The sequence below is a fragment of the Ruegeria sp. BB9 genome, assembly GCF_056539345.1.
Genome location: NZ_JBQFUU010000001.1, coordinates 897063 through 911536 on the forward strand (window position 1 = coordinate 897063; position 14474 = coordinate 911536).

Sequence of the window (14474 nt, forward strand, 5' to 3'; positions counted from 1 at the left end):
CGATCAGGGCAGGGCGACGAGCTTCAGGATCTCGTCGATCACGTCATCGGCGGTCTTGGCGTCCCCCTGCGCTTCGAAACTCAGCGTGACGCGGTGGCGGAACACGTCATGGGCAATGGCACGGATGTCGGCCGGGTCGACATAGTCGCGCCCGTTCATCCAGGCATGGGCCCGGCCGCATTTGTCCAGCGCCAGCGACGCCCGCGGACTGGCGCCGATCTCGATCCACGCGGCGAGGTCATCGCTGAGCGCGGACGGCGTCCGGGTCGCCTGAACCAGATCGGCCATGTACCGATCCATCGCATCCGAAACATGGATCTGCCCGATCTGCTGCCGGGCGGCAAAAACGGCATCCTGCGGGATCGGTGAGGGTTTCTCGGCAGTGGTTCCGGAATTGGCGGCGGTGTCCTCGCCGCGGACCAGACGGATCACCAGCACCTCGTCCTCGACCGGGGGGTAGGTGATCTGCACATGCATCAGGAACCGGTCCATCTGCGCCTCGGGCAGCGGATAGGTACCTTCCTGCTCGATCGGGTTCTGGGTGGCCATCACGATGAACAGCGGCTCCATCTTATGGGTGGTGCCGGATACGGTGACCTGCCGTTCCTCCATCGCCTCAAGCAGCGCGGCCTGAACTTTGGCCGGCGCGCGGTTGATCTCGTCCGCCAGGACGATGTTGGCGAAGATCGGGCCGGGCTCGAACCGAAAGGTGCCGCCCGCGTCGGTCTGGGTATAGACTTCGGTTCCGGTCACGTCGGACGGCAGCAGGTCCGGCGTAAACTGGATGCGGCTGAATTCGGCATCAAGATTGCGCGCCATCGCCTTGACGGCACGGGTTTTGGCCAGGCCGGGCAAACCTTCGATCAGCAGGTTCCCGTTGGCCAGCAGCCCGATCAGAAGGCGGTCGATGACCTGTGTCTGTCCAATGATCGATTGGGCCATCCGGGCTTTCAGATCGTTGATTTGGTCAAGCGGTGTCATGGCGGTCCAATCATCAGAAACGGTCAATCATGCGTTTGCGCCGGACCCGCTGGATCTTTTCGGTCAATCCATTGCAATATTTGAAAGTTAGCAGCGCACCTCGGGCCGATCCACCCCCGATTTCAGGGTGTTCAGCCCTGATCAGGGCCGTGCCGACTTGACGTCGTCGGCCAGACGTCCGTCCAGCGACATCAGGACGGCGATCGGGCGCAGGGCCGGAATGTGGCTGAAGATGATCAGAATGCACACGGTCAACGGAACGCTGAGAAACGCGCCGATCAGGCCCCAGACCGTGGTCCAGAAGGTCAGCGCCAAAATCACAAGAAAGGTCGACATGTTCAGCGAGCGGCCCAGCAGGGCCGGATCAAGGAAGTTGCCGATCAGGAATTGGATGGTACCGCACCCGAAGACGATGATCAGGAACGGGCCGATCGTCTCGAACTGAACAAGGGCGATCATCGCGGGAAAGATCACAGCGATGATCGACCCGATTGATGGGATGAAGTTCAGGGCAAACGTCAGAACGGCCCAGGTTTCCGCGTATTCCAAACCCAACACGCGAAAAACCGAATAGCTGATTCCAGCGGTAACGAGGCTGATGAAGGTCTTGACCCCGACATAGCGCTGCAAGCTGAAGGTTATCGCATCCAGTACCGAGGAAAGCTCAGCTCCGGTGACGGGGTTGCCGGCTGCAATCCGCAGCTTTTTGCGGAAGGCCAGCCGCTCGGCCATAAGGAAGGCCACATAAAGGCTGATCAGGAAGAACTGGTTCAGCATCGAGGTGGCGCTGCCCAGCAAAATCCGGGCGACTGAAGTCATGTCGATGCTGATCAGGTTGTCCCGGACAAAAGAGGTGACATCATTCCCGACCAGACCGGTGACGCGGTTGATCACGCCGTCGAACTGGCTTTCATAGGTGCCCGCGGTTCGCGCGAACTGCGTGGCCTGACTGCCGAGGATGTAGGTGATCATGAACAGGCCTGCCAGAACCACTGTGACTGCGGCCAGGTTGGCAAGCCAGACCGGAGCACGGGTCAGCGCGATAACCCGATCGCTGAGTGCGATGATCAGCACGTTGATCAGCAAGGCCATGGTCAGCGGAATCAGAAAGCTGGCGCCTGCGTAAAGCCCCAGAACCACAAGCGTCAGCACGATGGTGACGTCGCGTACGACACTCAACCTCAGCGGTGTGCGGGTGGGGGGCTCTGATGGCGTCATGCGGGGCCTCAGCTATACCGGCGCAAGCCGGCAGCGATTGGAGTTTTGTGGGGCAATCCTGCACAGGCGGCGGGCTTTATGCAATCGGGCCAGACAGTTATTCGGAAGAATCTCGTGCAATTGGCACATTGGCTGGTTCTTCCAACGCGGATTGCAGGCTAGAGTTTCCCAATGACACGTCTTTCGATTCCCGTTTTTGGCCGGTTTGGCCGGGCGCTGTGGCTGGCGGTCCAACGCTTCGGCGACAAAAACGGTTTCGTCATGAGCAGCCATGTGGCGATGTCGCTGATGCTGGCGCTGTTTCCGTTTGTTCTGTTCACCGTCGCTTTGGCCGGATCGTTGTCGCAGGGATATGTGACGGACGAACTGATCGAGTTGATTTTCGGTGCGTGGCCACAGGACGTGGCCCAGCCCATCGTGGCAGAACTGCGCGCGGTTCTGGACGGGTCGGGTTCGGGTGTGATCACGCTGGGCGGTCTGCTGGCCGTCTACTTCGCCTCGAACGGAGTGGCGGCGGTACGAGCCGCCATGAACCAAGCCTATCATGACAATGACAGCTGGCCATTCTGGAAGACGCGCCTGCTGTGCCTCGGGTTGGTCATTTTGGGCGGAACCGCGATCCTGCTGATCGCGGCGGTTGAACTGGTGCTGCCGGTCTACACACGTCTGGTGTCCGAGAATACTGCCGTGGACGTGGGCGAATGGCTGTCGGTTGACCGTTTGCGGTGGACCTTTACGGTGGCGGTGCCGGCGGGAACGGTTCTGCTGGCCCATTTGATCCTGCCGACCAAGCGTCACCGCATCATGCAAATCCTGCCCGGCGTGGCGCTGACCCTTCTGTTGTGGGCGGCCGGAGGGTGGGGGTTCTCAGTCTATATCGCGCAGTTCGCGACGTACAGCGCCACCTATGCTGGCCTGGCCGGGGCCATGGCCGCGTTGATTTTCATGTATCTGTGCGCCGCCATCCTAATTTTCGGCGCAGAGTTCAATGGCGCGCTGATGGACATCGACAACCAGGGTGAGGTCGGACCTTCATGAGAAATTTGCACCGCATCGCCCGGATCATCGCATTTTCCGGATGCGCCCTGTTGCAAAACGGCGGTTGGGCTTGGGCGCAGGACTATGTCGGCTCGGACGCTTGTCGTGATTGTCATGACGAACAGGTGCAAGCCTGGGCGGGATCCCACCACGCCTTGGCTTGGACAGAACCCACGCCAGACACCGTTGTGGCCGATTTTGATGAAACGACCTTTTCTCATGACGGCATGTCCGTCACGTTTCGGCAGGAGGGGTCGGACTATCTTGCCGACGTGACCGAGAAGGACGGCCAAAGCCAGCAATACAGGGTTCATTCCGTCGCGGGGATTGAGCCGTTGCAGCAATATCTGTTTGAAACCGAGCCCGGCCGATTGCAGAGCTTTGATGTGGTCTGGGACACGCAGGCCGAGCGCTGGTACCACCTGTATCCCGATCAGGACTTGCCGCCAGACGATGGGTTGCACTGGACCGGCCCCTACAAGAATTGGAACGGCCGCTGCGCGGAGTGCCACGCGACAGGGTTCGAAAAAAACTTTCAGCCGCAGACCCAGTCCTTTGCTTCCGAGCAGGTTGAGATCGGCGTGGGCTGTGAGGCCTGCCATGGCCCCGGCTCGGCCCATCTGGATTGGACAAAAGGTCAGCCCGCGCCTGCCGGGCTGAACGAGTTTGGCTTCCCTGCCATCTGGGGTACGGGCGACACCGAGGTCGAGATTCAGCAATGCGCCGGCTGTCATTCCCGCCGCGAAGCGCTGGAGGACGGAAACCCGCTGCCTGGCACGCCATTTCACGATGCCTACAATCTGGCGCTTCTGCGTCCGGGTCTGTACCAGCCCGACGGCCAGATACTGGACGAGGTCTATGTCTATGGATCGTTTCTGCAGTCCAAAATGTATGCACAAGGCGTCGGCTGCCTGAATTGCCATGAGGCGCACAGCGCAACTTTAAAGGCCAAGGGCAATGCGGTCTGTACGCAGTGCCATTCTCCGGCCGGCAATCCCGATTTTCCATCACTGCGAAAGGCGCAATACGACGATCCCTCACACCACCACCACCCGGAGGGAGGCGAGGGGGCGCAGTGCAAAAGCTGCCACATGATCGAACGCCTCTATATGGGCGTGGATGGTCGGCGCGATCACAGTTTCCGTGTGCCGCGCCCCGATCTGGGCTTGGGAGAGGATGCCTGCACTGATTGCCACACGGATCAGGATCAGCCGTGGGCCGCCGCCGCCATCAATGACTGGTTCCCGGAATCGGATCACCGTACGCCCCATTTCGGTACGGCATTCGCCCCCGCATTCGCCGGAGAGGTCGAGGACCCGGCCGCGTTGCTAGCAGTTGCTCAGGACGGTGCGCAACCCGGCATCGTGCGGGCGACGGCCGCCTATCTGCTGCAACCCTTCGCGACCCCCGAAATGGCCGAGCAAACAGCAGCGATGCTGACCGATGAAGACCCGTTGGTCCGCGCCAACGCGGCAGTGTTGCAGCGGGCGGCAGGGCTGGACAACAGGGTGGCCCGGCTGTCGCCGCTGTTGTCCGACCCAGTGCGAAGCGTACGCCTTGCCGCTGCCAAAGAGTTCCTGCCCATTCCCGCCGCGGCTTTGACGCCCCTGCAGCGCAACAACGCGCGTGAGAACATGGCGGATTGGCAGCGCTCCTTGTCAAACCGTCTGGATTTCCCGGAAACTCATCTGGTCCTTGGGGGGATGGCGCTTACGCTGAGAAACCCTGTCGCCGCCGAACAGGCCTTTCGTCAGGTGGTATCGATGGATCCCCAGCGCGAAGATGCTTGGCCAATGCTGATCCAACTGGCCCAAATCAACCGCGGCACGGATGCAGCCCGCCAGGTATTGGAGGAGGGTCTTCGGACTCTGCCGGACAGCCCAGCACTTCAGGATTTTGCGCGGCAGCTAGGCCGGTAGGCCGGCATCGAAGCGACGCAGTTGCGCCATTTTGCAGTCCCATTTACGGGTCAACATCCATGGTCAAGGCATTGACCAGTTCAGGATGTGGTAATCCATGTTGTATTTGAAACGCCCGTCGACCAAGCTCGACCAACCTGTGGCCACGCGCCGGGTCTCGCTGGATCAGCGGATCGACGAGTTGCGCAACAAGCCGGCCACGTATCTCAACCATGGCGAGGCGTTGCTGCTGCAGGGGATGGCGGCGGCGTCGTTGCGGCCGCAGCGGATTGTAGCCGACAAGATCGCGTTGGACGACGACTGATCAGCCCCGAAAACCGGTTGCCACCACGAATTTTTCCGAACTGTCCGACCGTGAAGCTGGCGGTTTGACGTTTGCCACTTTGTCGAACTTCTGCTTCAGCAGTTTCTGCAGATCACCCTCGGCGCCACCGGCCAGGACTTTTGCGACAAAGGTTCCTCCGACCTCCAGCACGTCAAAGGCGAAATAGGCGGCGGTTTCGCACAGCGCCATGATCCGCAGGTGGTCGGTCTGCTTGTGCCCGGAGGACGCGGCGGCCATGTCCGACATGACAACATCAGCCTTGCCGCCCAACCACTGTTTTACCTTCTCGTCGGCATCGTCTTCCATGAAGTCCAGAACGTGGGTTTCGGCACCCGCCACGGGCTCGACCTCTTGGAGGTCGACACCCAGAACCGTCCCGATCCGCTTGCCCGATTTCTCGCCCAGCGCATTCACGCGTTTGACCGCGACCTGGCACCAGCCACCGGGTGCGCAACCAAGGTCGACCACGCGTGCGCCCGGAACCAAAAAGCGGAACTTGTCGTCCAACTCCAGAATCTTGTAGGCCGCGCGACCCCGATACCCCTCGGCCTGCGCTCGCTTGACATACGGGTCATTCAGCTGCCGCTCGAGCCAGCGGGTCGAGCTGAGCTTGCGTCCGCGCGCGGTCTTGACCTTGACCTTCAGGTCACGCTGCCCGCGTCCCGAAGTGTTTTTGCCGCTGGGTTTCTTGGCCATTGAAAAGGTCTCCTGAAGACTGCGAGGCCTTTACCCGCTTGTTCATGTGGCATCAAGCCGATGATATCGACCGCTCCATCAATAGCAGATCGGGCCAGGGCGTAGAAATACCAAATGCCACCCATCCAAGACCGTTCAAGAGCTTCCCGCCGAGGGTGCCAGATGTCGGCGGTGGGCTCGAAAAACTGTGCAACAGTTCTAGCGCCTCTGCCGAGTCGACCGCTGGCACGGCGATCCCAATGCCGCCAATCGCCAAAGCATAGTGCGGAACGGTGTTGGCGATGTGTAAACCCGGGCTGAACACCTTGAACCCGGCAGCCTCAAGCGCACAGATCGTTGTTGCAGCCGTCGAAACCCGGTAGGCGATCGCTATGGTCGCAAGCGGCATGCAGCGCAGAGCTTTCTCAAAACGGCCCGTCTTCCAGGACGCCATCGGCGCTCATCTGTGCATAAAGCAAACCCTCGCGCAGCCCGCGGTCCGCCACCGAGAGGCGGTCGGTCGGCCAGCAGCGCAACAGCGCCTGCAAGATGGCAGATCCGGACATGATCAGGGCCTGCCGGTCCTCGCCGATGCGTGGATCGCGACGGCGGCCTTGAGGGCCAAGCTCCAGATAGCCGCGAATGACCTTGTCGATCTGATCGCTGGTCATGCGCAGGCCGTCCACCTTGGTCCGGTCATAGCGTTTCAAGCCCAGATGAGAGGCAGCAACGGTTGTGACGGTGCCGCTGGTGCCAACGATCTGAAACCCCTCACGGGCCTGTTCGTCCTTATACGGCGCAAAATCGGCGAGGTTTTCTTCAAAAAACCAACTCATCAGGGCAAAGCGGGCAGCATCGTCTTCGACATCGTGGAACTGATCGCGCAGTGTGGCGACGCCCAGTGGAACGCTGATCCAGTCCACCACCTTGGCGGCGGGAAAGGGACTGTCGACGGTGTGAAACCCGTTATGCAGCCGCATGATCGCCGTTGAACGGTCGCGTCGCGGAACCGAGGACAGGTCGATCCAGACCAGCTCGGTCGAGCCGCCGCCGATATCGACGACCAACAACTGCTCGGTCTTGGTGCTGACCAGCGGAGCACAGGAAATGACCGCCAGACGGGCTTCTTCCTCGGGTTGGATGATTTCAAGGTTCAGGCCAGTCTCACGCTTCACCTGACGTATGAAGTCGCGTGAGTTTCGGGCGCGGCGGCAGGCCTCGGTCGCCACCAGCCGCATGCGCTTGACCTTGTTGCGCTTCAGCTTCTGCTGACAAATGCGCAAGGCTTGAATGGTTCGCGCCATGGAGGACCGCGACAGCCGTCCGGTCCTTTCAAGCCCCGAGCCCAGTTGCACGGACTTCGAGAAGCTGTCCACCACATGAAACCCGCTGCCCTTGGGCTGGGCGATCAACATGCGGCAGCTATTTGTTCCCAGATCCAGCGCAGCGTACAGGGCGTCTGGATCGGGTCTTGCCGGCGCGGGGCTTTCGACCACCTTCGGGAACGCGCCCGCACCTTTGGGACGCTTGGGCGCCATCGTCACGCCCTCCGATTTTCGAGTTACCCCGACCTTAGGTCGCGGGCGCGCGTCGTGCAAGACGCTCATTAAAGTCATGAGGATTTTGATGGACCCCGACACTGGAGAAACCGGTGCAGGGCCTGTATCCCGAACTGCAAAACGTCGCTGTAAAAGCCCCGGGTGTCGAAATCCGACCGACCCGGCCCCACATAGCCGTTTAGAACCGGATCATCTGGTTAGGAGGAATCAAGATCAATGCCTGACGTCACCATCGTTTACTGGCGCGACATCCCCGCTCAGGTCATCGTGGGCAAGGGCCGCCGTGGCGCAAAACGACAGTTGGATGTGCGGTTCGAGCAAGCCATCGATCGCGCAGCCATGAAGGTGAACGCCAAGGACAGTGATGCCTATCTGGCCGAGTGGCGCAAAGCCGAGCCGTTCGAGGTTGAGGGTGACCCGACCGAGATCGCCGAGGCTGAAGCGCTACGCCTGGAAACGGAATACGATCAGGACCGCATCAAGGCCCTGATCGCAAATGACGGTTGGGCATGAGCCCCAGATCTTTATGGGAGGCCGCAATGGCTTTGCTGAACTTCAAGAAACGTGATGCGGCCGACAAGGCCCCGGTGAACCCGACCGTCGAAGCCTTTTTGCAGGGTTATTCGATCGAAGTCATGCCGCGCACAGCCGAGAAGGTCGAGGATTTCCGCGACCTGCTGCCCGAAGGCACGCGCGTGTACATCGCCCATATCGAGGGCACACCCATCGAGGACATGGTCAAGACCGCCAAGCGGATCGCGGCCGAGGGATATTCTGTCATGCCGCATTTTCCGGCCCGCATCATCAAGGACGCGGCGACGTTGGAAAACTGGATCGCCATGTATCAGGGCGAGGCCGGCGTCGAGCAGGCGTTGCTGCTGGCAGGCGGCGTGGACAAGCCGCATGGCGACTTCGACAGCTCGATGCAGTTGCTGGAAACGGGGCTGCTCGACAAGGCGGGCTTCAAGCGCCTGCACGTCGCGGGTCACCCCGAGGGCAACAAGGACATTGACCCGGACGGTTCGACCAAAAACGTGGACGAGGCGTTGCGCTGGAAGCAGAAATTCAGCGAAACCACTGACGCTGAAATGGCGCTGGCCACCCAGTTTGCCTTTGACGCCAAGCCGATCATCGCTTGGGCCGACGGCCTGAAGGCGGCCGGGATCGAACTGCCGATCCACATCGGCATCGCCGGTCCGGCCAAGCTGCAGACCCTGATCAAATTCGCGATCGCCTGCGGTGTGGGCCCGTCGCTGAAGGTGCTGCAGAAGCGCGCCATGGACGTGTCCAAGCTGCTGCTGCCCTACGAGCCGACCGACGTGATCACCGCGCTGGCCGAGCACAAGGCGGCCAACCCCGACTTCAACATCACCAACGTGCACTTCTTCCCGCTTGGCGGCATCAAGACCAATGCCAACTGGGCCATCGAAAACGGCGGCGCCTCGGCGAAGCCTGCAAACTCCTAAGGACCCGACATGACCCGTACAGTCGTAGAATCAAAGACGAAAACCGCGATCATCGGCTTCGATCAGCCGTTCTGCGTGATCGGCGAGCGGATCAATCCGACCGGCCGCAAGAAGCTGGCCGCCGAGCTGGAAGCGGGCGATTTTTCGACCGTCGAGCAGGACGCGCTGGCACAGGTCGCGGCCGGGGCGACCGTGCTCGATATCAACGCGGGTGTGGTCTACAACTCGAACCCCAACCCCAATGAGACTGAACCGCCGCTGATGCGACAGATCGTCCAGCTGGTGCAGGGTCTGGTCGACGTGCCGCTGTGCATCGACAGCTCGGTTCCGGGTGCGTTGGAGGCCGGGCTGGAGGCCGCCGAAGGCCGTCCGCTGCTGAACTCGGTCACCGGTGAGGAGGACCGCCTGGAACTGGTTCTGCCGCTGGTCAAGAAATACAACGTGCCGGTCGTGGCGATCTCGAACGACGACACGGGCATTTCCGAAGACCCCGACGTGCGCTTTGAAGTTGCCAAGAAGATCGTTCAGCGCGCAGCTGACTACGGCATTCCGGCCCACGACATCGTTGTGGACCCGTTGGTAATGCCGATCGGCGCGATGGCTACTGCCGGCCAGCAGGTCTTTGCCCTGGTACGCCGCCTGCGCGAGGAGCTGGGCGTGAACACCACCTGCGGTGCGTCCAACATCTCGTTCGGTCTGCCGAACCGTCACGGCATCAACAACGCCTTCCTGCCGATGGCGATGGGCGCGGGCATGACGTCAGCCATCATGAACCCGGTGGCGCTGCCGGTGACGCAGAAGAAGATTGCCGAGAAAAAGGCCGAGGTTGCGGCGGCGGGCATCATCCTGCCCGACGGCATGGACGACGAAACTTTCGTTCAGATGTTCGGTCTGGGTTCGACCAAGCCGCGCGCCGGCAAGGAAATGGAGGCCATCCGCGCCGCCAACCTGCTGACCAACAATGACCCGCATGGCGGCGAGTGGATCAAGTTCAACAAACCGGCCGATGCTGCAGGCGCCGAAGGCGAGAGTGCACGCGGCCGCCGGGGCGGTGCTCGACGTCGCCGGGCCTGAGCAGGCTGCTTTGTCAACGGGCCGGGCAATCTGCCCGGCCTTTTTGTTTGCCGCGCTGGTCGAAGCATCTTGAATTCGGCGAAGGACGGGTGATATTCAGCACCGAGCGGCGGGTATGATGTAATGGTAGCCTGTCAGCTTCCCAAGCTGAACGTGCGGGTTCGATTCCCGCTACCCGCTCCAAAACACTTTGATATTGGCCCGCTTGAAGCTCAAAAGCTGAGGTGGACTGGGGCCATTTCGCGCCAAAATCCCGCCACAAAAAAGCCTAAATGAACGAATTCTCGCGTTATACGGGAAATCCTTTTCGTTTGTGGGGAGGTTTGCCAGATGCGGGCTCGCTACGATTTGAACTGACGGGGGAACCCTCGTTCCTGTGCGAAATTCGCACATTAATGAGTACAAACTGGAGTTCAAATCATGTCGAAGGCAATTCGTAGTCTTTTTATTCGTCTGCGCCGTGACGAGCGTGGCGCCACTCTTGTCGAATACGGTATCGCACTGTTCATCGCGATCGCTGTTGGCGGGACCCTGCTGACCGGTCTGGGCGGCACAACCAACACCAACTTCAATGACGCCAACACGGCTGCAACACGGCCGTAATCCTGCTGTTTTAGCCTGAAAAGCAACTGGTTTTCCGCCGCGAAGACGGCGGGAATCCAGAACCAGCCCAGTCTCGGCATTCGGCGTCCCGCGTGACGCAGTTTGGGCCTAGAACTGGCTCCACGTTTTCAGAATGACCGGCCCGGCTATTTGGAGGGACCTATGCGATTGAAATCCTTGATGATGACTATTCTTGGCGTGGGTCTGGCGGGTGGCGCCGTGATGATTGCGCAGGAGCAGCTGAGACGCAGCCAGGCCGCCGCTGATCCGACGATCGTTCGCGTGGTCGCCGCAGCAGAAGAGATCCCGTTCGGATCTCCGATTGAAGGTCACAAGTTGACCGCCATCGACTGGCCGGCGGATTCTGTGCCGGCAGGGGTATTTACAAGTTTCGAAGATGTTCTGCCCACAGCAGGTGCCGATCCGCGGCGCGCCAAGCGCGCGTTGGCGCAGGGTGAAATCCTGTTGGCGTCAAAGGTTTCTGACTTCGGTGAGAAGGTCACCATCGTTCAGACCTTGGGCGAGAACAATCGTGCAATGGCCATCAATGTGGATGCGCAGACCGGTGTTGGCGGGTTCGTCACACCAGGTGACTTTGTTGATATCGTGCTGACGCAGGGCAAGAACGAGTCGCTGCGGGCGGTAACGATCCTGCAAAATATCCGTGTCATTGGTGTTGATCAGACGGCTGATGAAGATGTCGACCAGCCCGGGATTGCCCGAACGGTGACTGTCGAAGTCACTCCGGACCAGGGACAGCGGTTGGCATTGGCTCAGAAGGCCGGGCAACTCAGCCTGTCGCTTCGGTCGCTGCAAATCCAGGAAGACAAGCCATTGGAGGCCATCCGCCTCAGCGACATTCTGCTTGAAAAGTCGCCGGTTGCCGAGGGCGCGCCCAAGCCGATCGTGAAGGTGCGTCGGGGCACCACGGACGTCCAGGAAGTTCCTGTTGCCGGCAACCCCTCGAATGCAACCGTGTCCAACTGATCGCTCTCGAGGTCTGTTCATGCCCACGCTGCGCAACATAAAGGACGACGAACAGGGGACCATTCTGGTTTTCGTCGGAATTTGCATGACCGTGATCGTTGGCATGGCGGCGCTGACCTTTGATCTTGGGCGACTGGCTTCTACGCAGACCGACCTGCAGGCTTATACCGATCACGTGGCTCTGGCCGCCGCCGGAGAACTGGATGGCGGTAGTGATGCGATCACACGCGCCACGGCCGCTGCAGCCGGAATGATCGAAGACTCCCAGTTCTTTGCCGAGGGCAGCCAAGATCTGGGGACGGCCGCAGATTATTCGCTGCGGTTTCTGTCGGGACTGCCCGATCCTGCCGCCGATCCGGATGACAATGATCCAGTCGATGGGTTTGTGACGACCGATCCCGCTCTGGCCGTTCTGGTTGAGGTGACCGCGACCCCTAGAACCGTTTTCCTTCCGTTCGGTCGGGCGCTCGCTGACTTGTTGGGCGTCACGCGTCCGGATGAGGATGTCGAGGCTGTCGCGATTGCGGGTTACACCCAATATGCCTGTGATGTGACGCCGTTGATGTTCTGCATCCCTCCCGGCTGGACGGCGAATGCAAACAAAGGGTCAACCATCAAGTTGCGCACTGGAGGTAACGGTGCCGCTTGGGGGCCGGGGAATTTTGGTTTCCTCGACCCGACGGACATCGGCATAAACCCCAACGGTCCTTGCGCGGGGCAGACCGGATCAAAACTCTATATCTGCCTGATCGCGGCGCATGGAAACCTGACGCAATGCGTGTCTCAGCGCGGGGTCGATACCGAACCCGGTCAGCGCAATGGCATTGGCAGCGCAATCTACAATTCACGGTTCGATATTTTCCACTCGACGATGAGCAACCTCAAGAATGATGAAGATTATGCGCCCGGACCGCAGGTCATCGCGGGCTGGGAAAACTCTGGCGGAAGCTGTCTGAAGAACAATCCCGAGGTTTCGACCGACTCGATGCCGTTTCCGCCCGACGATTGCTTTGCCGCCGGCACCTGCGCGCATGGCGGCCGTTTTGGAAACGGTGTCTGGACCTCCGGCAAAGCGGCTTATTTGGACATGAACTATGGCGACGGTCCGGCCAATGATCTGACGCCGCACCCGCTGGGTAACCCGACGGGTAATACGCGATACGAAATGTATCTCGACGAGATCGCCAGGGCTGGTACGGGTGATGTGCTGTTCGGGCGCAGCGAGTCCGGCCGCCCGCAATGCGCGAGCACAACGCTGGACGACCCTGACCGCCGCACATTTATCGCAGCCGCCATAAACTGCGGTGCCAATCCGGTCGCGGGACGCGCGGAGAACGTTCCGGTGCAGGAGTTTGTAAAGGTTTTCCTGATCCAGCCGCTCGAAGAATCCTCGGGGACTGATTTTGACATCTATGTCGAGGTGGTCGAGCAGGTCGGCGGTGGAGTAGGTGGCAGCAGCGATGATGGCATTTTTCGCGATGTCGTGAGGTTGTATCGATGACTCGGCTCGTTCGACATATCCGACGGTTGCGGTCGTGCGAGGCCGGCGCCCCGATGGTCGAGTTCGGGATCGTACTTCCGTTGATCCTGCTGTTCTTTGCCGTGATCATCGAAGGTGGGCGTATCACTTGGATTCATCAGGCAACGTCGGCCGGTGTGCGTGACGCCTCGCGTATGATCGCGCGGATCGCGCCGTTGGACTTGTGCGCAGCGGGCGGAGTCGGCAGCTATGACGCTCTGGCCACGGACATCGTCCAGAACCAGTTGGGCGGTTCGTCGATCATGCCGCATGGCACAACCGTCATCGACGTCACGCCGCGCTGTATCTCGCGGGCTGGCGTGTACCGGATCAATCCGACTTCGGTGGTCGAGGTCACGGCTCAGATCCGGATCGAGTACCTGTTTGGAAATGTTTTCAGCCTTTTCGGGGCAGCGCTGGGGCCTCTCGACACCGAGATCTCGGACCAGAGCCGGGTGTTTGGGGTATGACGGGTAATCTGCATATGCTGCGCGCTTTCTGGCGCCGTGAACATGGATCGGCACTGGTCGAGCTGGGCATGGTCGTTCCGTTGTTCCTGGTGCTCGTGTTTGGAATTCTCGAGTACGGACGGCTCTACTGGTCCACGACGATGGCGCAGAAAGCGATGCAAAAAGCCTCACGGCTTGCCACGGTCGGGCCGCCCCTGTGTGGCGCGATGCCGGCCACGCACACGCTGGCCGGTGGCGCCCCCGCAACAACCAAGTTCGGCGCGCTGTGCCGCAGTGGCAGCATCTGCGCCACTCCGAACCTGCCGGCGCCGTGTCAGCTTGACGCATCAACCGCCTATGGCAGCCGGATCTGGGACGAGATCGAAATGCTGCTGCCGCCCGGAGCCACCGCGGCAAATGTGCAAATCACCTATTCGCACGATCCTCGTCTTGGTTTTCTTGGTGGACCCTATACGCCGGTAGTTACAGCCGAACTGGTAAACCTGGACTACGATTTCGCGCTGCCAATTGGGCCGCTGGTCGCCCTTGCTGCTGGCAACCCTGCCATATCCGCCAGCAGCCCCAACACCATTTCAATCCCAACGATGAGCACATCCGTCCCGGCCGAGGATCTTGCCATCGGTGCCGTTGAGTAAGGAGA

Annotated in this window: 16 protein-coding genes and 1 tRNA gene; 12 read left to right on the plus strand and 5 right to left on the minus strand. The window is 60.7% G+C overall.

Going from position 1 to position 14474, the window contains the following annotated elements:
* Positions 1-3 precede the first annotated feature (3 nt).
* Positions 4-981 carry an AAA family ATPase gene (locus tag ACR0FC_RS04475; RefSeq protein WP_170338505.1) on the minus strand — a complete coding sequence of 326 codons (978 nt, stop codon included), beginning with the start codon at positions 979-981 and terminating at the stop codon, positions 4-6.
* Positions 982-1122: 141 nt separating this feature from the next.
* Entirely contained in the window at positions 1123-2199 is a 1077-nt protein-coding gene (locus ACR0FC_RS04480) for an AI-2E family transporter (RefSeq protein WP_170338507.1), read from the minus strand.
* A gap of 171 nt (positions 2200-2370) precedes the next feature.
* Between ACR0FC_RS04480 and ACR0FC_RS04485 the strand changes: the two genes are divergently transcribed.
* The 3 genes from ACR0FC_RS04485 (at position 2371) to ACR0FC_RS04495 (ending at position 5460) form a co-directional block, all read left to right on the plus strand.
* Positions 2371-3237, plus strand: coding sequence for a YihY/virulence factor BrkB family protein (locus ACR0FC_RS04485; RefSeq protein WP_170338509.1), 867 nt, complete (start codon positions 2371-2373; stop codon positions 3235-3237).
* Positions 3234-5156 carry a multiheme c-type cytochrome gene (locus ACR0FC_RS04490; protein ID WP_170338511.1) on the plus strand — a complete coding sequence of 641 codons (1923 nt, stop codon included), beginning with the start codon at positions 3234-3236 and terminating at the stop codon, positions 5154-5156. The genes ACR0FC_RS04485 and ACR0FC_RS04490 overlap by 4 nt, the downstream gene beginning before the upstream one ends.
* Positions 5157-5253: 97 nt before the next feature.
* Entirely contained in the window at positions 5254-5460 is a 207-nt protein-coding gene (locus tag ACR0FC_RS04495) for a hypothetical protein (protein ID WP_093962135.1), read from the plus strand.
* On the opposite strand, the gene ACR0FC_RS04500 is transcribed toward ACR0FC_RS04495, so the two are convergent.
* The 3 genes from ACR0FC_RS04500 to ACR0FC_RS04510 are packed head-to-tail and all read right to left on the minus strand — an operon-like array spanning position 5461 to position 7694.
* On the minus strand, positions 5461-6177 hold the full coding sequence (locus ACR0FC_RS04500; RefSeq protein ID WP_170338513.1) for an RlmE family RNA methyltransferase: 717 nt from the start codon (positions 6175-6177) through the stop codon (positions 5461-5463). It lies immediately after the preceding gene.
* Between the two features lie 52 nt (positions 6178-6229).
* A complete protein-coding gene (locus ACR0FC_RS04505) occupies positions 6230-6610 on the minus strand; it encodes a hypothetical protein (RefSeq protein WP_170338515.1) in 381 nt (126 codons plus the stop codon).
* Positions 6582-7694 carry a Ppx/GppA phosphatase family protein gene (locus ACR0FC_RS04510; protein ID WP_170338517.1) on the minus strand — a complete coding sequence of 371 codons (1113 nt, stop codon included), beginning with the start codon at positions 7692-7694 and terminating at the stop codon, positions 6582-6584. Before ACR0FC_RS04510 ends, ACR0FC_RS04505 begins: the two co-directional genes overlap by 29 nt.
* A 237-nt stretch (positions 7695-7931) precedes the next feature.
* On the opposite strand from ACR0FC_RS04510, the gene ACR0FC_RS04515 reads away from it, so the two are divergent.
* From ACR0FC_RS04515 to ACR0FC_RS04555, 9 genes are all read left to right on the plus strand, one after another.
* Positions 7932-8228 (plus strand): virulence factor, encoded by a 297-nt coding sequence (locus ACR0FC_RS04515; protein ID WP_093962131.1) that lies wholly within the window; start codon positions 7932-7934, stop codon positions 8226-8228.
* 26 nt (positions 8229-8254) lie between these two features.
* Positions 8255-9181: a methylenetetrahydrofolate reductase gene (locus tag ACR0FC_RS04520; RefSeq protein WP_170338519.1), complete on the plus strand. Its 927-nt coding sequence runs from the start codon at positions 8255-8257 to the stop codon at positions 9179-9181.
* A gap of 9 nt (positions 9182-9190) precedes the next feature.
* A complete protein-coding gene (locus ACR0FC_RS04525) occupies positions 9191-10255 on the plus strand; it encodes a methyltetrahydrofolate cobalamin methyltransferase (protein ID WP_170338520.1) in 1065 nt (354 codons plus the stop codon).
* Between the two features lie 109 nt (positions 10256-10364).
* Positions 10365-10438 (plus strand) — tRNA-Gly (locus ACR0FC_RS04530).
* 237 nt (positions 10439-10675) lie between these two features.
* Positions 10676-10858, plus strand: coding sequence for a Flp family type IVb pilin (locus ACR0FC_RS04535; RefSeq protein WP_093962121.1), 183 nt, complete (start codon positions 10676-10678; stop codon positions 10856-10858).
* A gap of 162 nt (positions 10859-11020) precedes the next feature.
* The gene (gene cpaB, locus ACR0FC_RS04540; protein WP_170338522.1) at positions 11021-11845 is read left to right on the plus strand and encodes a Flp pilus assembly protein CpaB; all 825 of its coding nucleotides are present in this window, start codon (positions 11021-11023) and stop codon (positions 11843-11845) included.
* A 19-nt stretch (positions 11846-11864) separates the two neighbouring features.
* Positions 11865-13346, plus strand: coding sequence for a pilus assembly protein TadG-related protein (locus ACR0FC_RS04545; RefSeq protein WP_170338524.1), 1482 nt, complete (start codon positions 11865-11867; stop codon positions 13344-13346).
* Positions 13343-13834 (plus strand): TadE/TadG family type IV pilus assembly protein, encoded by a 492-nt coding sequence (locus tag ACR0FC_RS04550; protein WP_170338526.1) that lies wholly within the window; start codon positions 13343-13345, stop codon positions 13832-13834. Before ACR0FC_RS04545 ends, ACR0FC_RS04550 begins: the two co-directional genes overlap by 4 nt.
* Positions 13831-14469 carry a TadE/TadG family type IV pilus assembly protein gene (locus tag ACR0FC_RS04555; RefSeq protein ID WP_170338528.1) on the plus strand — a complete coding sequence of 213 codons (639 nt, stop codon included), beginning with the start codon at positions 13831-13833 and terminating at the stop codon, positions 14467-14469. The genes ACR0FC_RS04550 and ACR0FC_RS04555 overlap by 4 nt, the downstream gene beginning before the upstream one ends.
* The last annotated feature ends 5 nt before the right edge of the window (positions 14470-14474 follow it).